This is a genomic window from Burkholderia sp. Bp9143, from assembly GCF_003853645.1.
Taxonomy (GTDB): Bacteria; Pseudomonadota; Gammaproteobacteria; order Burkholderiales; family Burkholderiaceae; genus Burkholderia.
The window spans coordinates 198,466-220,426 of record NZ_QTPO01000005.1 but is presented as its reverse complement, the minus strand read 5'-3'; the positions used below and the strand labels follow the sequence as shown (position 1 = coordinate 220,426).

The 21,961-nt window shown below is 67.2% G+C and carries 19 protein-coding genes and 1 pseudogene; 9 read left to right on the top strand and 11 right to left on the bottom strand.

Going from position 1 to position 21,961, the window contains the following annotated elements:
* Positions 1-1,020: pseudogene (locus DIE23_RS40010) on the top strand (type VI secretion system tip protein VgrG); the annotation flags it as partial.
* On the top strand, positions 986-1,876 hold the full coding sequence (locus DIE23_RS05720) for a hypothetical protein (protein WP_260435979.1): 891 nt from the start codon (positions 986-988) through the stop codon (positions 1,874-1,876). The pseudogene DIE23_RS40010 and the gene DIE23_RS05720, both read left to right, overlap by 35 nt.
* A 627-nt stretch (positions 1,877-2,503) precedes the next feature.
* Here DIE23_RS05720 and DIE23_RS05715 read toward each other — a convergent pair.
* The 7 genes from DIE23_RS05715 to DIE23_RS05685 are packed head-to-tail and all read right to left on the bottom strand — an operon-like array spanning position 2,504 to position 9,349.
* Entirely contained in the window at positions 2,504-3,550 is a 1,047-nt protein-coding gene (locus tag DIE23_RS05715; protein WP_124611216.1) for an ABC transporter substrate-binding protein, read from the bottom strand.
* Positions 3,547-4,698 (bottom strand): FAD-binding oxidoreductase, encoded by a 1,152-nt coding sequence (locus tag DIE23_RS05710; RefSeq protein ID WP_124611215.1) that lies wholly within the window; start codon positions 4,696-4,698, stop codon positions 3,547-3,549. The genes DIE23_RS05715 and DIE23_RS05710 overlap by 4 nt, the downstream gene beginning before the upstream one ends.
* Positions 4,691-6,130 carry an NAD(P)/FAD-dependent oxidoreductase gene (locus tag DIE23_RS05705; protein WP_124611214.1) on the bottom strand — a complete coding sequence of 480 codons (1,440 nt, stop codon included), beginning with the start codon at positions 6,128-6,130 and terminating at the stop codon, positions 4,691-4,693. Before DIE23_RS05705 ends, DIE23_RS05710 begins: the two co-directional genes overlap by 8 nt.
* Complete coding sequence (locus DIE23_RS05700) at positions 6,127-6,471, bottom strand: (2Fe-2S)-binding protein (protein ID WP_124611213.1); 345 nt, start codon at positions 6,469-6,471, stop codon at positions 6,127-6,129. Before DIE23_RS05700 ends, DIE23_RS05705 begins: the two co-directional genes overlap by 4 nt.
* Before the next feature lie 2 nt (positions 6,472-6,473).
* Complete coding sequence (locus DIE23_RS05695) at positions 6,474-7,268, bottom strand: ABC transporter permease (RefSeq protein WP_057925826.1); 795 nt, start codon at positions 7,266-7,268, stop codon at positions 6,474-6,476.
* Positions 7,265-8,266 (bottom strand): ABC transporter permease, encoded by a 1,002-nt coding sequence (locus DIE23_RS05690; RefSeq protein WP_124611212.1) that lies wholly within the window; start codon positions 8,264-8,266, stop codon positions 7,265-7,267. Before DIE23_RS05690 ends, DIE23_RS05695 begins: the two co-directional genes overlap by 4 nt.
* The gene (locus tag DIE23_RS05685) at positions 8,267-9,349 is read right to left on the bottom strand and encodes an ABC transporter ATP-binding protein (protein ID WP_059532006.1); all 1,083 of its coding nucleotides are present in this window, start codon (positions 9,347-9,349) and stop codon (positions 8,267-8,269) included.
* Positions 9,350-9,643: 294 nt separating this feature from the next.
* On the opposite strand from DIE23_RS05685, the gene DIE23_RS05675 reads away from it, so the two are divergent.
* The 6 genes from DIE23_RS05675 to DIE23_RS05650 all read left to right on the top strand — a co-directional run bounded on the left by DIE23_RS05675 (position 9,644) and on the right by DIE23_RS05650 (position 15,790).
* Positions 9,644-10,543, top strand: coding sequence for an IclR family transcriptional regulator (locus tag DIE23_RS05675; RefSeq protein WP_124611211.1), 900 nt, complete (start codon positions 9,644-9,646; stop codon positions 10,541-10,543).
* A gap of 292 nt (positions 10,544-10,835) precedes the next feature.
* Positions 10,836-11,963: a porin gene (locus tag DIE23_RS05670; RefSeq protein ID WP_124611229.1), complete on the top strand. Its 1,128-nt coding sequence runs from the start codon at positions 10,836-10,838 to the stop codon at positions 11,961-11,963.
* Positions 11,964-12,002: 39 nt separating this feature from the next.
* Positions 12,003-12,224, top strand: coding sequence for a DUF3311 domain-containing protein (locus DIE23_RS05665; RefSeq protein ID WP_124611210.1), 222 nt, complete (start codon positions 12,003-12,005; stop codon positions 12,222-12,224).
* Positions 12,221-13,699: a sodium:solute symporter gene (locus tag DIE23_RS05660; RefSeq protein ID WP_124611209.1), complete on the top strand. Its 1,479-nt coding sequence runs from the start codon at positions 12,221-12,223 to the stop codon at positions 13,697-13,699. Before DIE23_RS05665 ends, DIE23_RS05660 begins: the two co-directional genes overlap by 4 nt.
* Before the next feature lie 103 nt (positions 13,700-13,802).
* Positions 13,803-15,275 (top strand): amidohydrolase family protein, encoded by a 1,473-nt coding sequence (locus DIE23_RS05655; protein WP_124611208.1) that lies wholly within the window; start codon positions 13,803-13,805, stop codon positions 15,273-15,275.
* Positions 15,276-15,406: 131 nt separating this feature from the next.
* The gene (locus DIE23_RS05650; protein ID WP_124611207.1) at positions 15,407-15,790 is read left to right on the top strand and encodes a hypothetical protein; all 384 of its coding nucleotides are present in this window, start codon (positions 15,407-15,409) and stop codon (positions 15,788-15,790) included.
* A 107-nt stretch (positions 15,791-15,897) separates the two neighbouring features.
* Here DIE23_RS05650 and DIE23_RS05645 read toward each other — a convergent pair whose 3' ends face one another.
* The 4 genes from DIE23_RS05645 to DIE23_RS05630 form a co-directional block, all read right to left on the bottom strand.
* Entirely contained in the window at positions 15,898-17,460 is a 1,563-nt protein-coding gene (locus DIE23_RS05645) for a methyl-accepting chemotaxis protein (RefSeq protein WP_124611206.1), read from the bottom strand.
* A 275-nt stretch (positions 17,461-17,735) separates the two neighbouring features.
* Entirely contained in the window at positions 17,736-18,506 is a 771-nt protein-coding gene (locus DIE23_RS05640) for an ABC transporter substrate-binding protein (protein ID WP_124611205.1), read from the bottom strand.
* A 150-nt stretch (positions 18,507-18,656) separates the two neighbouring features.
* Positions 18,657-19,886 (bottom strand): cyanate transporter, encoded by a 1,230-nt coding sequence (locus DIE23_RS05635; RefSeq protein ID WP_124611204.1) that lies wholly within the window; start codon positions 19,884-19,886, stop codon positions 18,657-18,659.
* A gap of 195 nt (positions 19,887-20,081) precedes the next feature.
* The gene (locus tag DIE23_RS05630) at positions 20,082-20,951 is read right to left on the bottom strand and encodes a helix-turn-helix transcriptional regulator (protein ID WP_124611203.1); all 870 of its coding nucleotides are present in this window, start codon (positions 20,949-20,951) and stop codon (positions 20,082-20,084) included.
* Positions 20,952-21,046: 95 nt separating this feature from the next.
* Between DIE23_RS05630 and DIE23_RS05625 the strand changes: the two genes are divergently transcribed.
* Positions 21,047-21,940, top strand: coding sequence for an SDR family oxidoreductase (locus DIE23_RS05625; protein ID WP_124611202.1), 894 nt, complete (start codon positions 21,047-21,049; stop codon positions 21,938-21,940).
* Positions 21,941-21,961: the final 21 nt, after the last annotated feature.

The following is a 21,961-nucleotide window of genomic DNA, read 5'->3' as shown; positions in this document are numbered from 1 at the left end:
GCCGCGTTCGCGACCTGCGATCCGCTCAACTTCGGGTTGCGCTTCCATCACTTCATCGACGGGGCTAAACAGGGCGACACGCCACCCGATATGCCGATACGCCGCGATGTTGAGTATCCAGTGACGAAGGCCTATACGGCGGCGATCAAAAAGGCACTCAAGGGGATCGAGTGGGGCAGGTTCAATACGTTGAGCGGCGAGATAACAAGAAGCCTAAAGGCAAATATCGCGCTCGCGGTTGAAAATATACTGAGCAGCGCCCTTGCCGCAGGGCCATTTGGGTTACCCAATGGCCCGTTAGGTGATCCGATTGGATCAAATGGTGCAACTCCCAAGATAAATATCGTTAATGAAAATGATGGGCAATCCCAATACAACATGCGCCCGGATGTCAGGGCGTCATTTATCGGCATACCCTGGGTAATCGCTATCCAAGAGAGAGAAATCACGAAGATAGTTGCATCGTCGAGCAATGCAGCTGCCTTGGACGGCACCCTGAAGGCCTTCGCGGATCTGCTGTATCACGAAGCGCGACATTGCCAGCAAACATTCTGGATGATTGCCTTGCTTCAACAACATCCGAGCGACTATGCGATGTTCTCGCAGGCAATGCAGGTGTATGGAGACAGTATGCGCAAGGATGTCTTTGACGCGGCCGAAAAGACGCGACTTCCAGATGACGCGCGGGTAATGGCGGGGCTGCATCGCATGTTGGTTTTTCACTATTACTGGATGATTTCGCACATGCAAAATCAGGCGGGCGGAGCCTATGTGAAGTCCGACGTGCCGATTGCACAGGCCGAGGTGTGCAAGCTGTTGAGAGTGTCGCCAGAAACGGCGGCCAAGATGGTGAATTTCGAAGATGGATACCGGAGCCAGTTACATGAAGAAGATGCTTATGCGTGTGCGGAAGTGGTGCAAGCCTATTGGGACCGTCCTGATCGTGCTTTCGTGCGTAACCCCGGTACATGCACAGGAGAATACAATGCTTCACTTAACGCCATTGGGGGAGGGATTTGAAATGCAGACGACAGACGAAGAGCAGCGTGTCGTGCTGCGCACCATTCTCGAAGCAGCAATGGCAATCCTGCGCGATGATGCGCCATACGATCCGAAACATATTGTCTTTGGGGCAAACTACACGACGTGGACGCACCATCCTGCAAAAGGGTTTCTTTATAAGTACGCAAATCGTGCGCTGCGTGGGACGGAGATTGAGTTTTCCACTGGCGACGATCCGGAGGACTACAGTGAGGATCGCGATAAGGTGAAAATTGTTCCGGCTGGGGTAAGAATTGTCGTTGACGCAAGGGTCGCCAATCTGCCTGACACGGAAATCAAGTCGCTTCTCCAGTTAGAGGACTATTGGATTGATCATCGAGGGAATCGTCGATATGGGAATGAAATAAGGACGCGCACCCCCGATGCTCCCAACTTGCAGTCCTTCCGCTACCGCTCAAAAGATATTCCAGGGAGTAAATTTCCGATCGATGTCGATCTTGGTTACATCAATCCGGTGGATGGATCATTTCCGCAGCGACTGTGGATAGTCGAGATACGCCGCACATACGAGATTTTGATGCCAGAAGAACGCGAACAGCGCCGGTTAGAAGAGCAACAAGCGAAGCGCCACAAATACGGGTTGATGAATCTGTGTACGGGGATGCTGTGTCCTGAAACGGGGATCTGGCAGGGATACACGAAAACTTCCAGTTCGGATATTCATATGATCCGGAAGGGACATAAATTCCCCGATGTCCGCACGCTAACCCCTCGAGAGCAAGCGGAGCGAAACCAGTACACGAACCTGTTTGAGCCGGGTCAGTGGATGTGGGTAAAGGAATATGTGGAGCCGGAGTGGATGAAGGAAGGCTGACCTGGAAATTGCAGCATGGGCGGCGGGGCTTCCGACAACGATCTCGCGCTGCCGGACGTCCCCACCGGCCCTCCTTTCTTTGCGCATATCGACGTTTCACCGGAAAATTCCGGCGGGTTGATCGGTCGTAGAAACTGACTGAAATGGAAGTAGAGATACGTGTAGAAATGGGGCGCGGCGATATCCGAGTGGTTCTGTCGCGTCGGCAATACCCATCTCCACAGCGCAATCATGTTTTCCGTGCCGCGCGCACGCTTACGTCTTCGGGCGGCATTGACCGAGCAGCTTCGTGCGGCGATACGCAGCGTCAGCCTTATTCCCGACCGTATGCCCACGCGAGCGTTCGGCCGCGGATCACGCGTGTAGTCGTGTTCGCTGGACCGGTCGTGGCTGTTCGGCCTGAAGCGCGCGCGATCTCAACGCAACCCGGTGTATCGCTCCTGGCCGTCATGCGACGTGGCAGCGCGCTGCGCGACACGTCGCTCAACACCCTGCCACGTGGCGACGCAAACCGGAGGTTATCCTGCCCTCGCGGTGACTGGCGCTTCCGCCGACGGCGATAACGGAACCGGGTGCGACCCGGTGCTGTCGTCCGCATTCGCCACGCCGCCCGTACGCCGTCTCCCGTTATCGCTCGATCTGCCGGTTCCAGCGCGTATCCCACTGCGCGCGGCGCGCGTTGATCGCCGTCCAGTCGACCACCGTCACCTTGCGCACCAGATCGTCGACGCTGCCGAGGCTTTGCTGCATCGCGGCCGGCATCTTCGCGAGACGGTTGGTCGGAATCTGCTTGCCGGCCTCGGCCGCCTTCATTTGCGCGGGTGCGGACAACAGGAACTGCGCGAGCTTCTGCGCGAGTTGCGGATCCGGGTTGTTCGCGACCACGCACAGGTCGACGAGCAACAGCACCGGCCCTTCCTTCGGGTTCGCATACGCGACCGGGATGCCCTTGTCCTGCAGGTCGCCGACGCCGGTCGGCGTCAGCGGGAACAGGCCGGCTTCGCCCGTCTGCACCATCTCGGAGATCTTCGCCGAGTTCGGGATGTATTCGACGACGTTCGGCCCGACCGTGCTCGCCCACTTGCTGAAGCCGGGCTCGACGTTCTGTTCGCTGCCGCCGAGCAGCCGGTTGATCGCGAGGAAGCCATGCAGCCCGAAGGTGCTGCTCGATGCCGACTGGAACACGACCTTGCCCTTGTATTTCGGGTCGGCGAAGTCCATCCACGACGTCGGCGGCGCCCAGCCTTTTTCCGCGAACAGTTTCTTGTTGTATGCGATGCCGGTCATCCCGAGCTGCACGCCCGCGCCGACGTCGTCCTTCATCCGCGCGAACGGATACAGCTCCTTGAGCACCGGCGAATCGTCGAGCTTCTGGCACACGCCGAGACTGACCGCGCGCGCCATCACGCCGTCGTCGAGGAACGCGACGTGGATCTGCGGCTTGTTGCGGTTCGCGAGCAGCTTCGCGAGCACGTCCGACGACGTGCCGGGCACGACGACGACCTTCACGTTGTTCGCCTTCTCGAAGTCGGGCAGCACCTGGCTCGTATAGGCCTTCTCCATCGGGCCGCCGTTCATGCCGACATAGATCGTCTTCGTTTGCGCGAACGCGGGCGCGCCGGCGCCTGCGATGCAGAGAGCGGCAGCCGCCGCGATCGTTCCGAGCAGTTTCATCGTTGGGTCTCCTCTTGACGGAAAGGGGCGGTCGGCGCGGCTTGGCGGATGAAGCGGCCGATCGAGAATGCATCGAGTGGCGTGGCGGTTTCGCCGGTCGTGACGAGATCGGCGAGCACCTCGCCGACGCCCGGTGCGAGCAGGAAGCCGCCGCCGGAAAAACCGAACGCATGCAGCAGGTTCGGCGTCGTACGGCTCGCGCCGATGATCGGGTTGTGGTCGGGCGTGCAGCCTTCGACGCCGCTCCACGTGCGGATCAGCAGCGCGTCGCGCAGCGCGGGCAGCAACGCGCATGCATCGCGCATCACCGCGCGCGTCGTATCGACCGACGGCTGGCCGAATTCGCCGTCGCCGCGGCCGCGCCCGCCGCCGATCACGCAGTTGCCGCGCGCGACCTGCCGCGCGTACACGCCGCCGCCGTACACGCCGAGGTTGTGCGTGATGAACGGCGGCAGCGGTTCGGTCACCCACATGTTCGGGTAGATCGGCTCCATCGGCACGGCTTCGCCGAAGCGTTCGGCGATCGTGTTCGCCCATGCGCCGGCCGAGTTGATCAGCCACGTCGCCGTACACGCGCGGCCGCCCGCATGGACGTGAAAGCGCGTGCCGTCGTGCAGGACGTCGTCGACCGGCGTGTGCTCGAAGACGTCGGCGCCCGCCGCGCGGGCCGCGCGCGCGAACGCGGGCGACACGATGCGCGGGTTTGCGTGCCCGTCGGTCGCGCACAGCGAGCCGCCGAGCGCCGCGCGGCCGAGCCACGGGTAGCGGCGGCGGAATGCGTCGCCGCGCATCACCTGCAGCGGCAGGCCGTGCTCGCCGGCGAGCGTCGCGTACGCATCGAGCGCGTCGAGATCGGCGTCGCTGCGCGCGAGCCGCAAATGGCCCGATACGACGAATTCGCCGTCGATGCCGATCAGTTCGGGCAGGCGATCCCAGATGCGCCGCGCGCGCAACGCGAGCGGCAGCTGTTCGGCCGGGCGGCCCTGGCAGCGCACGCCGCCGTAGTTCACGCCGCTCGCCTGCGCGCCGCAGTCGCGACGCTCGAACAGCGCGACGCGCAGCCCGCGCCGCGTGAGCGCCAGCGCGGCCGACGCGCCGACGAGGCCGCCGCCGACGATCGCGATGTCGTAGTGACGGATCTCACTCATCGCGTGCCTCGTCGGGAATCGCCGCGACGTCGTCGCCCGCGAGCGCGGCGGAGATCGGGAACGGCTTCACCGGCGGTTGCGCACGCAACCGGCCGACGTCCGCGAGCGGGCGGCCGGTTTCGGCGGCCAGCAAGAGCGCGGTTGCGTCGCCGCACATGCGGCCTTGGCAGCGACCCATTCCGGCGCGCGTCAGCGCTTTCAGCCGGTTCAGCTCGGTGGCCTCGCCGTCGCGGATGCAGCGCCGCAGCGTGCCCGCGTCGATTTCCTCGCAGCGGCACACGATCGTGTCGTCCGGGCAGCGCGCGGCGAGTGCGGCAGGCGGCGCGAAGGCCGCTTCGAGGCCCGCGCGGAACGCGCCGAGCCGGGCGAGCGTGCGTTCGAGCGTCGCCGCGTCGGGTTTGCCGGAAGGCGCGGACGACGGCGTCACGATGCCCGCGTCGTCGAGCAGCGCGAGCGCCGCGCATCGCCCCGACGCCTCGGCCGCGTCGGCGCCCGCGATGCCGGCGCCGTCGCCCGCGACGTAGATGCCGCGCACCGACGTGCGGCCGGCCGTGTCGCGTTCCGGCAGCCACGCGCCGTTGAGCGGGTCGAAGCGGAACCGGCAGCCGGCGAGATCGGCGAGCTGTGTTTCCGAACGCAGCCCGAAGCCGAGGCCGAGCGCATCGCAATCGATCGTCCGCGGCGGCGCGTCGCTTCCGGCCGCGCGCCATGCGAGGCCCGTCACGTGCCGCTCGCCGAGCACGCGTTCGAGCGTGACGCCCGTTTCGATCGCGACGCCGTGCGCGCGCAGCCAGCCGATGTAGTACAGCCCCTTCGCGAAGGTCGCCGGCATGCGCAGCAGCGCCCGTGTCGCGGCCGCCTGTCGGCGCAGCGGGCTCGTGTCGAGCACGGCCGCGACCTGCGCGCCGGCCTTCGCGTATTGATAAGCGACGAGATACAGCAACGGCCCCGTGCCCGCGAACACGATGCGGCCGCCGATCGCGCAGCCCTGCGACTTCAGCGCGACCTGCGCACCGCCGAGCGTATAGACGCCGGCAAGCGTCCAGCCCGGCACCGGCAGCATGCGATCGGTCGCGCCGCTCGCGACGATCAGATGCGAGAACGGCACGGTCGTTTCGCGGCCGTCCTGCAGCGTGTCGACGCGGCCCGCGCCGCACGCCCAGGCGAGCGTGTTCGGCCGGTAGTCGACGTGCGGCAGCAGGGCGGCCATCGTCCGGTGCACGGCATCGGCCTTCGCGGCCTCGAAGCCGTACAGCGCGCGCTTGCCGCGGGCGAACGCGCCGTCGGCCGGCGGCTGCCGGTAGATCTGTCCGCCCCAGCGCGCGTTCTCGTCGATCACGACGGGGCGCAGCCCCGCGTCGACCAGCGCCTCGGCCGCGCGCACGCCGGCCGGCCCCGCGCCGACGATCACCGGTCGCAGTGCGTCGCTCATGAAGCATCTCCGGTCATGGCGTGCTGCGCGCCGGTGAGAATCCGCATGCCTTCGGCGATCGGCGTCGAGCATGCGCGCACGCGTGTGCCGGCCTCGGTGCGCACCCAGCAGTCCTGGCATGCGCCGATCAGGCAGAAGCCCGCGCGCGGCGTGCCGCTGAAGTCGCTCACGCGCACGCGGCGCTGCGCGACGAGGATCGCGGTGAGCACGGTGTCGCCGGCGAGCGCCTGCGCGGGTCGGCCGTCGAGCGTGAACGCGATGGCGGTGCGCTCGCGTTCGGCGACGCGCACGAATTGCGCGCCGTCGGCGGCGATGTCGGGGGAACGGGAAACGGAAGTCATCGTCAGTGTTGGCCGATCAGGATCCGGTTCAGGCCGTACACGCGATCGAGCAGCAGCATCGCGCCGGCGGTGATGAAGATGACGAGCGCCGATACCGACGCCATCATCGGGTCGATCGATTCGGTCGCATACATGTACATGCGCACCGGCAGCGTGACCGTCTGCGGCGACGTGACGAAGATCGACATCGTCAGTTCGTCGAAGCTGTTGATGAACGCGAGCAGCCAGCCGCCGGTGATGCCGGGCACGATCATCGGCAGCGTGATGCGGCGGAACGTCGTCCACGGATCGGCGCCGAGCGAGCACGCGGCCTGCTCGACGCTGCGGTCGAGGCCGGCGACGGATGCGAGCACGAGCCGCATCACGAACGGCGTGATGACGATCATGTGCGCGAGCACCAGCCACGCGAACGAGCCGGTCGCGCCGATCAGCGCGAAGAAGCGCAGCAGCGCGATGCCGAGCACGAGGCCGGGGATCACGAGCGGCGACAGCAGCAGGCCGTTCAGGAACGCGCGGCCGGGAAAGGTCGCGCGACCGATCGCGAGCCCGGCGGGCAACGCGATCGCGAGCGACAGCGTCGCCGACGCGAACGCGAGCTTCACGCTGTTGGCGAACGCGGTGACGAAGTCGGGATAGTCGAGGATCGCGCGGAACCAGCGCAGCGACAGCCCGTGCGTCGGCAGCGTCAGCGTTTCGTCGGGCGTGAACGCGACGAGCACGACGATCACGAGCGGCGCGAGCACGAACAGGATCACGAGCGTATGGAACGCGAGGGCGAAGGGGCCGTTCTTTCTCATCGGGAAGCGCCTCCGAGGCTGCGCGCATAGCGGCGTTCGAGCACGCGGTAGTAGGTGAGCATCACGACGAGGTTCGCGACCAGCAGCAGGACCGCGATCGTCGCGCCGAGCGGCCAGTTCAGCGAGCCGAGGAATTCGTCGTAGACGGCGGTCGCCGCGACCTTCAAGCGGCGTCCGCCGAGCAGGCCCGGAATCGCGAATGCGCTCGCCGACAGCCCGAACACCATCAGGCTGCCCGACAGCACGCCTGGCATCAGCTGCGGCACCACGATGCGGCGCAGTGTCGTGAACGGCGATGCGCCGAGCGACAGCGCCGCGTGTTCGGTCTGCGGATCGAGCCGCTGCAGCGCGGTCCACACGGGAATCACCATGAACGGCAGCATCACGTGCACCAGCCCGATCACGATCGCGAACGTCGTGTATTCGAGCTTGTACGGACCGAGGCCGACGAGCCCGAGCGCCTGGTTCACGAGGCCGCTCGTATTCAGCAGCATGCTCCAGCCGAACGCACGCACGACGACCGACACGAGCAGCGGCGCGAGGATCACGAGCAGGAACAGCGAGCGCCACGGATCGCGCATTTTCGACAGCACGTACGCTTCCGGCGTGCCGATCGCGACGCAGATCGCGGTGGTCAGCGCGGCGATGCCGAACGTGCGCGCGAAGATCGTATGGAAGTACGACGAGCCGAGCACTTCCGCGTAGTTGCCGAGCTGGAACGCGGCGATCGGGCCGGTGGCCGGGTCGAAGCGGTAGAACGTGAGCGCGAAGGTCATCGCGAGCGGCACGAGCACGAGCGCGGCGAACAGCGCGAACGCGGGCGCGCACATCAGCCACAACGGCGCATGCGCACGCCACGTCGCGCGCAGCGTGCGGTCGCCGGCGGCGCGGGGCGGCGCCGTATCGGCAGAGGCGGTGGCCGAGGCGGCGGTCGCGGTCGATTGCGCGAGCGCGGCCGGCGCGCCGTCGGTCGAAAGCGGGCGGGCAGGCTGTCCCATTCAGGCCTCCCGGCGCATCACGCGCACCGCGTCGCTGTGCCAGTCGACGCCGACCGGCGCGCCTTCCGCGAGCGGCTCCGCGCCTTCGTTCTGGCAGCACACGAGCACTTCGCCGAGCGCGCTGTCGACGCGGTACAGCCACTGGCTTCCGAGGAAGAAGCGGCTCGTGACGGTCGCGGCGAAGCGGCCCGCGCCCGGCGCGCACAGCCGCAGCTTCTCGGGGCGGATGCAGACCGACACGGCGTCGCCGATGCGTACGTCGCGCTCGCGCGCCGGCAGGTGCGCGGTGCGGCCCGTCTCCGCGAGATCGTGGCCGAGGTCGATGCGGATCGCGTCGCCGTCGTGCGCGACGATCGTGCCGGGCAGCAGGTTCGCCTTGCCGATGAACTGCGACACGAAGTGGTTCTCCGGGCGTTCGTACGCGCGGTACGGCGTGTCGGTCTGCGTGATGCGGCCGGCTTCCATCACGACCACGCGGTCGCTGATCGACAGCGCTTCCGATTGATCGTGCGTGACCATGATCGTCGTCGTGCCGATCTTGCGCTGGATCGCGCGCAGCTCGAACTGCATCTCCTCGCGCAGCTTCGCGTCGAGGTTCGACATCGGCTCGTCGAGCAGCAGCACCGGTGGTTCGATCACGACCGCGCGCGCGATCGCGACGCGCTGCCGCTGACCGCCGGACAGTTCGCGCGGAAAGCGGTGCGCGAGCGCATCGAGGCGCACGAGCGCGAGTGCCGCGCGGATGCGCTCGGCGCGCTCGGCCTTGTCGACGCCGCGCATGTCGAGGCCGAAGCCGACGTTCTCCGCGACGCTCATGTGCGGAAACAGCGCATAGCTCTGGAACACGATGCCGAGCCCGCGGCGGTTCGGCTTCATGTGCGTGATGTCCTGCCCGTCGAGCGCGATGCGGCCGCGCGTGACGTCGACGAAGCCGGCGATCATCTGCAGCGTCGTGGTCTTGCCGCAGCCCGACGGCCCGAGCAGCGACACGAATTCGCCTTGTTCGACCGACAGGTTGACGTCGGCGACGGCGGTGAGCTCGCCGAACGATTTCGTCAGATCCGTAAGCGTGAGAAACGACATGGGGAGCTCCGGGTTCGCACACCGCATGGCCGGTGCGTCATTGACGCGGACTCTAGCCAGCCATATTTCGGAGCGTCAATTTCGAATTCTGTTCAACGGGATGAATTTCAGAAAAATTCCGATGAGCGGAACGATTTGAAGAACCGCGCGCGAATCGTTCCGTTGAATGAAGGGCGATCAGGTGGTGAAAAGCACGCGTCAATCCCGTGCACACCCGGATGCCCGCGGCATTCCGGCGGGTCGACAATGACGGCTCGCGTATTCCGTTCAATGAAATCTTCGAGGAGAGCCGGCATGCAGGAACCCCAATCGCCCGGAACGTCGCGTGCCGCGCGCCTGCCGTCCCCGGACGAGGACGCCGCCGTCGAGATCGCCGATGCGGCCGGCGCGCCGGGCACCGGCATGCTCCAGCGTGCGTTCGCGATCCTGCGCGCGCTGGCCGGCATGCAGCAGGACGGCGTGCGCGTCACGCACCTCGCGAAGGCCGTCGGCCTCACGCAGGGCACCGCGCACCGGATCCTGCAATCGCTGATCGCCGAAGGGATGGTCGAGCAGGACGAACAGTCGAAGCTGTACCGGCTGAGCGTCGACTTCTTCGCGCTCGCCGCACTGGCCGGCAATCCGAGCAGCATGCGCACGCTGTGCCGGCCCGCGCTGCTGCGGCTGTGCGCGAGTCTCGGCGAGACGATCTTCCTGCTCGTGAAGAGCGGCTTCGACGCGGTGTGTCTCGACCTGTGCGAAGGGCCGTTCCCGATCCGATCGTTCACCGGCGACATCGGCGGGCGCGTCGCGCTCGGCGTCGGGCAGGGCAGCCTCGCGATCCTCGCGTTCCTGCCGGAAGCCGAGCGCGAGGAAGTGATCCGCTTCAACGTGCCGCGCGTTCGAGGCTACGGCGTGCTCGACGAGGTCTACCTGCGCACCGAGATCGAACGCGTGCGCCAGCTCGGCTATGCGGGCCGCAACAGCGGCGTGCTCGACGGGATGGCCGGCGTCGCGGTGCCGATCCTCGACCGTACCGGTTATCCGGTCGGCGCGCTGAGCGTCGGCACGCTGGCGTCGCGCCTCGGCGACGACCGGATGCCGATGATCGTCGAACTGCTCAGGCGCCAGGCCGATGCGATCGGCCCGCGCACGAACCCGTTCGATGCCGCATTACGGCGACCGATGCACGGGCTATCCGGGAAAACCGTATAGACGCGTCGCGCGTCACCGTTCCGTCAGCTTTCTTACGCGAGCCCTTCACGTCAGATCAAAGCGCGCATTGTCCGGCGGGCTTGCACGCTTTCGTTTCTCTTGCGACGGCACACCTGCCCCGCTCATTTCCCCTCCATTCGATTTTCAACTGCTGGCCAGTTGAACATTTCATTTCTTGATGCGATTGCGTCTGGATACCATCCAGCCACTGTCTATACAACCCGATCGGGCGCATGGGCAGCATCGACAAAACACAACATCGACAAGACGGTTTGGAGAGGAGATGACGGAGATGGTGCGAATGATGGGCAGGACGACGGGCGCCGCGTGCATGAGCGCGGCCATCGCGATGGTGTTCGCCGGCGCCGCGCACGCGCAGTCGACGGTGACGCTGTACGGGATCGTCGATGCCGGCGTGACCTACACGAACAACGCGAAGGGCCATGCGCTGTGGCAGTTCACGGGCGGCAACGAATCGGGCCCGCGCTGGGGCTTGATCGGCAGCGAGGATCTCGGCGGCGGCCTGAAGGCGAACTTCCGGCTCGAGAACGGCTTCAACGTCGCGAACGGCGCGCTCGGGCAGGGCGGCCGGATGTTCGGCCGCTCCGCATGGGTCGGCCTGAGCGGCGCGAACTGGGGCGCGGTGACGCTCGGCCGCCAGTACAACTCGACGCAGGACATCCTCGGCTCGCTGCAGATGAGCAGCTTCCTCGCGCAGTACTCGACGCACCCGTTCGACAACGACGACATCAACAACACGTTCCGCACCAACAACGCGGTCAAGTACGTGTCGCCGACGATCGCGGGCCTGCAGGCGAACCTGGTGTATGGCTTCTCGAACTCGACGGGTTTCGCGAACGACAACAGCTGGAGCGCGGGCGTCACGTATGCGAACGGGCCGCTGAACGCGGGCGCCGCGTATGCGCGCGTGAACCATCCGGCGGCGAGCGCGACCGGCGCTGTCGCATCCGACAACTACTACCCGGGATCGGCGTCGGTGTTCGGCGCCGGCCTGTCGAGCGCGGTGCGCCAGCAGATCTGGGGTGCGGGCGGCAACTACACGATCGGGCAGGCGACGCTCGGGCTGCTGTACACGGGCTCGAACTTCGGCCAGGCGACGGGCGGCGCGCTGCGCTTCAGCAACTACGAAGGCAGCGTGCGCTACCTGATCACGCCCGCGCTGATGGCCGCGGCCGGCTACACGTATACGAAGGTCGCGCGCGGCGCCGATGACGGCCACTACCAGCAGGTGTCGGCCGGCCTTCAGTACCTGCTGTCGAAGCGCACCGACGTGTACGTGAACGGCTTCTACCAGAAGGCGTCGTCGGGCGTCGGCCACGCATGGATCGACGGGACCGACGGCCCGTCGTCGACGACGTCGCAGGTGGCGGTGGTGGTCGGCATCCGCCAGAAGTTCTGAAGTCCTGTCGTGTTCGCGCGTCTTCCGGAGGAGACTGAAATGAAATTCAAACTGTTGCTGGCGGCGTTGCCGTTCGTCGGGATGTACACCGGCGGCTCGATCGCCGAGGTGCGGCCGCTGCTGTTCGGCCTGCCGTTCCTGCTCGTGTGGAACCTGATCTGGATGGCGGCGACCGCCGCGATCCTCGCGATCCTGTTCCATCTCGACGAGCGCGACGCGCGCGACTCGGCCCGCGACGGCCGCACGGGAGACGCGCGATGAACGCATCGATCATCATCATCGCGGCGTTCGCCGTGTTCGCGCTCGCGATCGGCGTGATGGCGCGGCGCGGCCGCAAGCTCACGCTCGAGCAGTGGGCGGTCGGCGGACGCGGCTTCGGCTCGCTGCTCACGTTCCTGCTGATGGCCGGCGAGGCGTTCTCGACGTTTTCGTTCCTCGGCGCGAGCGGCTGGACCTACAGCAAGGGCGTGCCCGCGTTCTACATCCTGTCGTACGGCTGCCTCGCGTTCGTGATCGGCTACTGGATGCTGCCCGCGGTGTGGCGCTACGCGAAGGCACGCGGGCTCGTGTCGTTCGCCGATTACTTCGCGTCGAAGTACGACAGCCGCGCGATCGGCGTGCTGGTGTCGGTGGTGGCCGTGTTCGCGATGGTGTCGCTGCTGATGATCCAGCTGCGCGGCCTCGGCGTGATCGTGTCGGAGATGTCGTACGGGCTGATCCCGCAAGCGGCCGCGATCTGGATCGCCGCGACGCTGATGGCCGTGTACATGGTCGTGTCGGGCATTCACGGCTCCGCGAGCATCGCGATCTTCAAGGACGTGCTGATCCTCGCGATCGCGATCTTCCTCGGCCTGTACCTGCCGATGCACTATTACGGCGGTCTCGGCGAGATGTTCGCGAAGATCGACGCCGCGCATCCCGAACTGCTGCGCATGCCCGAGCACGGCTTCAACCTGAGCTGGTACAACTCGACGATCCTGCTCACGTCGCTCGGCTATTACCTGTATCCGCACGGCTTCACCGCGATCTACGTCGCGAAGGACGAACGCGCGCTGCGCCGCAACGTGATCCTGATGCCGTTGTACCAGGTGCTGATCGCGTTCCTGTTCCTCGTCGGCTTCGCGGCCGTGATGACCGTGCACGGGCTCGAAGGCGCGCAGACCGACCTCGCGCTGCTGCGTCTCGTGAAGCAGACGTTCCCCGCGTGGTTCGTCGGCGTCGTCGGCGGCACGGGCCTGTTGACCGCGCTGGTGCCGGGCTCGCTGATCATGCTGAACGCGTCGACGACGATCGCGCGCAACATCTATCGCGAAGGCTTCGCGCCGAATGCGACCGATCGCGAGGTGACGCGCGTCGCGCGGATCGCGCTGCCGATCTTCACGCTGGTGGTCGTGTACTTCGTGCTGCGCGGCGGCGCGACCTTCGTCACGCTCGCGATCTTCTCGTCGAGCCTGCTCACGCAGCTCGTGCCGATGCTCGCGTCGAGCTTCCTGAAGCGGCCGTTCGGCACGCGGGAAGGCGCATTCGCGGGGATCGTCGCCGGCGCGATCGTGATCGCGATGACGAACTACTACGGCGTGACGCTCGCATCGCTGTTCCCCGGCGCATCGAGCACGCTGACGTCGATCAACCCCGGGCTGGTCGCACTCGCCGTGAACGCGGTGGTGTTCATCGCGATCAGCGCGGTGCAGCGCAAGCTGAAGGCGCGCGTGGCGGCGCCGGTCCGCTCCGCGTGACAGCCCGTTGGTCTTGCCGCCGTTGAGCCGCCGGGCAGTTGTCCGGCGGTTTTTCCGTTCGGCGGCACCCGAACCATTTCGTATCAAGACAGGACACCAAACGATGACTACCGAGGACCAAGCCGACGACCGGCGCGAGGCGATCGACACCCTGATCGCGAACGGCTGCGTGATCACGATGGACCCGCTGCGGCGCGTGATCGAGAACGGCGCGGTCGCCGTGAAGGGCAATCGCATCGTCGCCGTCGGCGATACCGCGGCGCTGCAGGCGCGCTTCCGTGCCGCGCGCACGATCGACGCACGCCGCAAGGCCGTGCTGCCGGGGCTGATCGATGCGCATGCGCACGCGGGCCACGCGATGCTGCGCACGATCGGCGGCGCGGATGGCGATGCGTGGTCGGCCGCGGCCGAGACGATCTACACGCGCGCATCCGACGAAGCGTTCTGGGAAACCGAATCGCACCTCGCGGCGCTCGAACGGCTGAAGGCCGGCGTGACGACGGGCGTGTCGCTGCTCGGCGGCGGCAACTCGATCATGCGTGTCGACGATCCCGTCTACGCGCGGCGCCACTGCGACGCAGTGGTGCGCACCGGCACGCGCTCGATCGTCGCCGTCGGCCCGTCGCGCCCGCCCGCGCCGCGTGCGTACACACGCCACACACCGGGTGGCAGCGCGACGCGCGACATCGATTTCGACACGATGTACGACGTGTGCGAGCGCATCGTCGATGCATGCCACGGCGATGCCGACGGCCGGATCCGGATCGCGCTCACGCTGCCGGTGTACGGCCCCCAGCACGACCCCGAACTCGCGCGGTACGAGCGCGACTTCCGCGACCAGGCGGCGTGCTACGGCGCGCTTGCGCGCGAGCGCGGCCTGACGTTCACGCAGGACGGCCATCGCGCCGGCACGCTCGCGTTCGCGCATCGCGAGCTCGGGCTGCTCGGCCCGACGTCGTTCATGTCGCACAGCATCGACCTGACCGACGACGACATCGCCGCATGCGTGGAAACCGGCACCGCGATCGTCCACAACCCGAGCGCGATCATGTCGATCATCGGCCGCTGCCCGGTGCCCGAGCTGATCGATGCGGGCGTGACGGTCGCGATCGCGTCGGACGGCGCGGCGCCCGACCGCGGCTACGACATGTTCCGGCACATGTGGCAGTGCATGCACTACCATCGCCGCCACTTCCGCGACCCGGACGTGCTGCCGCACGGCAAGGTTCTGGAAATGGTGACGATCGACGCGGCGAAGGCACTGTCGCTCGATCGCGAGATCGGCTCGCTCGAAGCCGGCAAGCTCGCCGACATCGTTCTCGTCGACCTGTTCCGCCCGCACATGATGCCGATGAACATGCCGGTGTATCGCGTGACGTGCTTCGCGAACGCGGCCGACGTGTGCATGACGATGGTCGGCGGACGCGTGCTGATGGAGGATCGTCGCGTGCTGTCGGTCGACGAGAGCGAGATTCTCGAGCGCGTGATGGAAGTCGCGGAGAAGACGATCGAGCGCAGCGGATTGCGTCGCCTGCTCGACGAGCCGAAGACGCTGTGGGGGCGCAGTCACTACTGAACGACGCTGCGCCGGCAGAGGTTTGCGCGGCGTGATGTCGGCGAGGCCGGTCCATTTGGGGCCGGCTTTTTTTCTGGTTTCGCCGTCGACGGACATGCTAGGATTTCTCTCAAACAACTTCGGAGACTGCTATGCCGTTCATCTGCGAAAACGTTGAATGTCGTGCCGTGCTTGCGCGCGGCCAGGTCAGGTCTCTTCAGGATGGCGCGGGATGGTGCTTCTACTGCCCGGACTGCAAGGCCAGGAACGAGTTGATGGCTGTCGGCACGGCCGGTGGCTCCGTCGAGCTGGTGCAGCCGGAGAGAGCGAGCCCGCCGCACAAGGTCGTCGCGACGGCCCGGCCGCTGGACGACGGCAAATACGCGGCGCAGTTGTGCGTTCAGCGCGCGCTGGCGGTGAGAGGAACCTACGCGGCCGAAGAGCACTGGGATCAGCTCGGTGTATTCCCCGATGCACAGGAGGCCATCGCGCATGCGAAGTCGTTCGCGACGGACCTGCTGGAACGGGTGGCGTAGTCGCTGGCGGCACACCGGACGATCCACAGGTTGCCAGCAACGACACCGGGCCGCGGCTCGGGTGTCGTGCCGTGCCGGCCAGCCGGCCCCGAATCGGGCCGGTTACATCACGCCGCCGCCGCTTCTCGAAGACGGAATTGCGCGACGGCATCGCTGAGCCGCGCGCCCTGATCCTCGAGCGACAGCGCCGCGGCGGCCGCTTCCTCGACCAGCGCGGCGTTGCGCTGCATCGTCTGCTCCATCTGGATGACCGCGGCATTCACCTGCTCGATGCCGGCGGACTGCTCTTCGAATGCGATGCTCGTCTCGCCCATGATCGCGTTCACGCGCTCGACCGCGACGACGAGTTCGGTCATCGCCGAGCCGGCGAGCGCGACGAGACCGCTGCCGTCTTCGACGCGCTGCGTCGAATTGCCGATGAGTTCGCGAATCTCCTTCGCCGCCGACGCGCAGCGCTGCGCGAGCCCGCGCACTTCGGTCGCGACCACTGCGAAACCACGCCCCTGTTCGCCTGCGCGCGCCGCTTCGACCGCGGCGTTCAACGCGAGGATGTTGGTCTGGAACGCGATGCTTTCGATTACGCCGACGATGCCGGAGATGCGCGCGGAGCTGCTTGAAATCGCGGACATCGTTTCGACGACACGCTGCATCGCGTCCCCGCCTTTCGCTGCGATTCCCGCCGCACCTTCCGCATACGTGCGTGCATCGCGTGCGTTGTCCGCATTCTGGCGTACGGTTGCGGTCAGTTGCTCCACGCTCGCCGCGGCCTGTTGCAGCGACACGGCCTGCTGCTCGGTACGCGCGGAAAGGTCGACGTTGCCGCTCGCGATCGTGCGGACGTCGCCGACGATCGTCTCGGTGCTCGTGCGGACCTGACTCACGGTTTCGACGAGGCCGTCCTGCATCCGCTTCAGCGCATTCAACAAATACGCCATTTCGTTTTCGCCGGGGATGACGACCGTGCCGGTCAGGTCACCTTTCGAGATCCTGTCGAAATGCGCGACGGCGAGATGGATCGGCGCGATGATCGCCTTCGCGAGCACGCGCTGCGCGACGAAGCCGACCACCAGCGCGAACGCGGCGACCGCTGCCATGGCCCACACGATCCGGTGGAAGCGTTCGCCGGCCGCGTCGTAGCGCGCCTTCTGGCGCGCGACCTGGAACGATTCGAGCGCGTCGATCGCGTCCTGGTATGCGGCGAACAGCGCCGACGGCGCCGTGCGCAGCGTGTCGAGGAAGTCGAACGAATTGTCGTGATCGAGTTGCGACATCGCCTTCAGGAAAATCTGGTCGAGCAATGCGCGACGGCGATTCTGCAGCGTGTCGAACAACGCTTGCTCGTCGGCGTCGCGCGCATGCAGGCGCGAGTACGCATCCAGTTCGTCGTTGCTTTGCTTGAGAAGCGTATGAAGCTGCGCGATTTCCGCCTTGGCGGGCTGGCCGGCGCTGATGATCTGCCCGACGTCGCTCACGCGTTCGCGCAACACGAGCATGCGCTCGGAGCTGGTTTTCAGGTGCAGCAACGACGCCGTGTCGTCGCGGTACATCGCTTCGAGCGAGCCGTTGCCGGCGTAGAGCGCGGCGATGCACGCGCCGACCACCAGCACGAGTAGCACGGTATAGCCGGCGATGGTCGCGACGAGGCCGCCGCGGATGGTGAGTTTACGCATGACGTTCCCTTGCCGGTGGCCCGAAGGGCGGCCGACGGCGGATATGGATTCCGGATCACGAACGACGACGGGCGCCGCTTCGCAATGCGGGGCGCCGGGACTGCGAACGAGTTAACGGCGGCGGGGAACGAAAGTTTTTGTCTGTATGCGACGTCGATACGGAAGAATCCGACAGAAGGGGGGGATTTGGGGGGCGGACGCAAGACGACCGTGCCGACGCACGCTCGTGCCACCGGCCGAAACCGGTGGCAACCAGTCGCAGCCGGCCGCGTCCGTCAGTTGTAGATGTCGAACGAGAAATACTTCTTCGCGATTCGCTGATACGTGCCGTCCTGAATCAGGCTGGCGAGCGCCTGGTTGATCTGCGTGCGCAGCGCGTCGTCGTCCTTGCGCACGCCGATCGCCGAGCCGACGCCGAGTGTCTTCGGATCGTGCAGCGGCGGCCCCGCGAATTCGAAGTTCGCGCCCTTCGCGGTCTTCAGGAAACCGAGATCCGCCTGCACCGACGACTGCAGCGACGCGTCGAGGCGGCCGGCAATCAGATCCTGATAGACGAGGTCCTGCGTCTGGTACGTGCGCACGATCACGCCCTTCGGCTCCCAGTACGTGCGCGCATAGGTCTCCTGCGTCGATCCCTGCTCGACGCCGACGCTCTTGCCGGCCAGCGACTCGGCCGTCGGCTGCAGGTTCGCGCCGCGTCGCGCGACGAGGCGCGGCGCCACGTTGTTGATCTTGTCGGTGAACGCGATCTGCGCGAGGCGCTTCTCGGTCACGCTCATCGACGACAGCACCCCGTCGAACTTGCGTGCCTTCAGCGCCGGGATCATCCCGTCGAAGGCGTTCTCGACCCACACGCAGCGCACCTTCATGCGTTCGCAGATCGCGTTGCCGAGATCGATGTCGAAGCCGACGAGCTTGCCGTCGGGCGCGAGCGATTCGAACGGCGCGTAGCTGGGATCGACGCCGAGGCGCAGGACGGCCGGGTCTTTCGCGGCGGCGGCGCCTGCCGTCAGCGCGAGCGCGACGGCGATGACGAGCTTTTTCATGACTGTCTCCATTACCGATTGATGTAGTTCGAGGTGAAGCGTTACGCGGCCGATGGGCGTGACAGCCCGCGCCCGGCCATGCACGGGCGGCTGGACGAGCGCCGGAAGAGGCCGGCGCTCGTCCGGATCAGGGAATCCGGGGGGGCGGTGTCAGCGCGCGGCGCCGGTGAGGCGCGCCATGCTGCGCCGGTAGCCGGCGGGCGAGAACGTGGCGTTCAACGCGGCCATCGACGCGATCACGCCGATATGCATCCACCACGCGATCGCGAAGCCGCCGCCGGCGTCGCGCAGCCAGCCGATCAACCACGGGCTCGCGGCGACGATCAGGAAGCCGATGGCCTGCACGAACGCGGCGAGCGCGCCCGCGAGTCGCGCATCGGGCAGGTGGTCGAGCGTGACGATCAGGCTCATCGAGAAGAAGCCGCCGAGCCCGACGCCGACGCTCGCGACCCACAGCCACGGCGTGAGCACGGGCATCGTCGCGAAGCCGACGAAGCCTGCCGTCTGCAGCGCAAGCGTGAGCCAAAGCACCGGACGACGATCGTGCGAGCGTTTCGCGAGCATCGGCATCGCGAGCGCGCCGACCGCCTGGAACAGCGCCATCCACGCGAGCAGGTTGCCGCTCGCCTGCGTGCTCGTGCCGACGCTGCGATAGAACGCGGGCAGCCATGCGACGAGGCTCGCATAGCCGCTGTTGCTGAGGCCGAAGAACAGCGCGAGCTGCCATGCGCGCGGCATCCGCACGAACGCGGTGACGGGCGCCGATACCGCCGCGGCATGCACCACGTCGCGCGGCGCCTTCGCGCGCCACAGCGCGAGCGTGATGAGCGCGGGCAAGGCCCAGACGGCGAGCGACAGATGCCAGCCGCCGTGCGCGGCGAGCCACGGGCTCGCGACCGCGCCGAACGCACCGCCGCCGACCAGTGCGGCCGAGTAGAGGCCCATCGCGAGCGGCAGCCGGTCGACGAACCAGCGCTTTGCGAGGCCCGGCGCGAGCGACTGGACCACGGCGACGCCCGCACCCGCGACGATCGACGTGACGACCAGCCCGGTGCTGCTGCCGCTCCACAGGCGCGCGGTACAACCCGCGGCGATCAACGCCAGCGCGCCGATCAGCGCGCGCTGCTCGCCGACGCGCCGCGCGATCCCGACGCCGATGCCGGCGATGACACCCATCAGCACGAACGGCAGCGTGGTCAGCAGCGCGGCCGCGCGGAAACCGAGGCCCGTGTCGGCACGCACGAGGTCGAGCACGGGGCCGAACGCGGTCAGGAACGGACGCAGGTTGAGGCCGGCCAGCACCAGCAGCGCGAGCGCGCCATGGGATACGGAAGCCGCGTGCGGGCGGGGAACGGCTTGCGCGGTGCCGGGGTCGGTCATCGGAATGCTCCAGGGGGGCCGGTGGCCCTGTGATGCGATGCCGAAAGGGTAAAGGCGCGCTTGTCCAGATGAAAATTAAATATTCGACTGGGTATCAGTGCGGAATGCGATGGCGCGGCGCGATGTGACGGGGCCGGATGGGGAAGGCTGTCGGACCGGGCGATGCAGCGCGTGCCGGCGGGATTCGACGCGTCGTCAGGCCGCCGGTGCGTGCGGCCCGCGGCCCTGTTCTCGGGCCTCTTCACGCGCGGCGACGACCGTCCGGATGCGTGCACGGTCGGCTGGCGTCGCAGGCGTGAAGATCACGAGGCTCAGGTCCGGGCGGCCGGTCACCGAGAACGCCGAGTATTCGAGCGCGATCCGGCCTGCCCGCGGATGACGGATCTCCTTCGTCCCTTCCTCGTGCGAATGGATGTCGTGGTCGCGCCACATTGCGTCGAATTCGGCGCTCGTCGTGCGCATCTCGTCGACGAATGCCTGCACGGCCTGCGTCGCACCGCCGCGCGCGATGTCGGCGCGAAACGCCCCCACCGCGAATCGCGCGACGCGTTCCCAGTTCGGTTGCGCGTAGCGCACCGCGGTGTCGACGAAGATCAGCCGCAGGATGTTGCGTGCGGACGGCGGCAGCGTCGCGTAGTCGGTCAGCGTCGCGGCGGCCGCGTCGTTCCATGCGACGACGTCCCATGTCGCCGTTCGCACGATCGCGGGGCTGGCGTCGAGCGAGTCGAGCACGTGCTGCAGGCGCGGCGTGACGCCGCTGCTCGCGTGATAGCGCACGCCGGGCGGATGGCCGAGGCCGATCAGGAACAGGTGCTCGCGTTCGGCGTCGTTGAGCAGCAGCGCGCGGGCGAGCCGGTCGAGCACGTCGGCCGACGGCGCGCCGCCGCGCCCCTGTTCGAGCCACGTGTACCACGCGGCACTCACGTGCGCGCGCTGAGCGACTTCCTCGCGGCGCAGGCCTGGCGTGCGGCGGCGCGCGACGGGTAGCCCGAACGCGGCCGGATCGAGTTTCTCGCGACGGTCCCGAAGGTACGCGCCGAGCAGGTTGTCGGGTGCGTCAGCCATAGCCTGTTAGTTCGTTTACCGGTAAACCGTCACGTCTTCACCGCGCGCGACGGTCGATGGATAGTAAGCCTCCCATTCATTCGGAGGTGTTGAACATGCGTGTCCTCGTTACGGGAGCATCAGGTTTCGTCGGCTCCGCGGTCGTCGCCGAACTCGTGGCCGCCGGGCATTCGGTGCTCGGCCTCGCGCGCTCCGCCGCGGCCGCCGCGGCGGTAGCGGCTGTGGGCGCCGACGTCCATCGCGGGTCGCTGGAGGACCTCGACAGCCTGACGCGCGGCGCGGAGGCCGTCGATGCGGTGATCCACACGGGATTCAATCACGACTTCTCGCGCTTCGCGGAAAACTGCGAACTCGATCGCCGCGCGATCGAGACGATCGGTGCGGTGCTCGCGGGGTCGGCACGGCCGCTGGTCGTCACGTCGGGCCTCGCGCTCGTCGCGCCCGGGCGCGCGGCGACGGAGGACGATCCGCACGTGCCGGTATCGGCCGCCTATCCGCGTGCGTCCGAAGCGACCGCAGCGGCCCTGGACGCGCGCGGCGTGTGCACGTCGGTCGTGCGCCTGCCGCCGTCGGTGCACGGCGACGGCGATCACGGCTTCGTGCCGCGCCTGATCGCGTTCGCGAGGGAGAAGGGGGCCTCGGTGTATCCCGGCGACGGCGGCAACCGCTGGCCGGCCGTGCACCGGCTCGACGCGGCGCGCGTGTACCGGCTCGCGGTCGAGCGCGGCGCCGCCGGTGCGCGCTATCACGCGGTCGACGATACGGGCGTGCCGTTGCGCGAGATCGCGGAAGTGATCGGCCGCCGGCTGAACGTGCCAGTCATGTCGAAATCGGGCGCGCAAGCCGGCGAACACTTCGGCTGGTTCGCGATGTTCGCAGGGATGGATGCACCCGCAACGAGCGAACGCACGCGGGCATTGCTTGACTGGGCGCCGACGCAGGCAGGGCTGCTGGCCGACATCGATCGGCCGCGGTATTTCGAATCCTGACACGCGCGTGCGGCGTGCCGA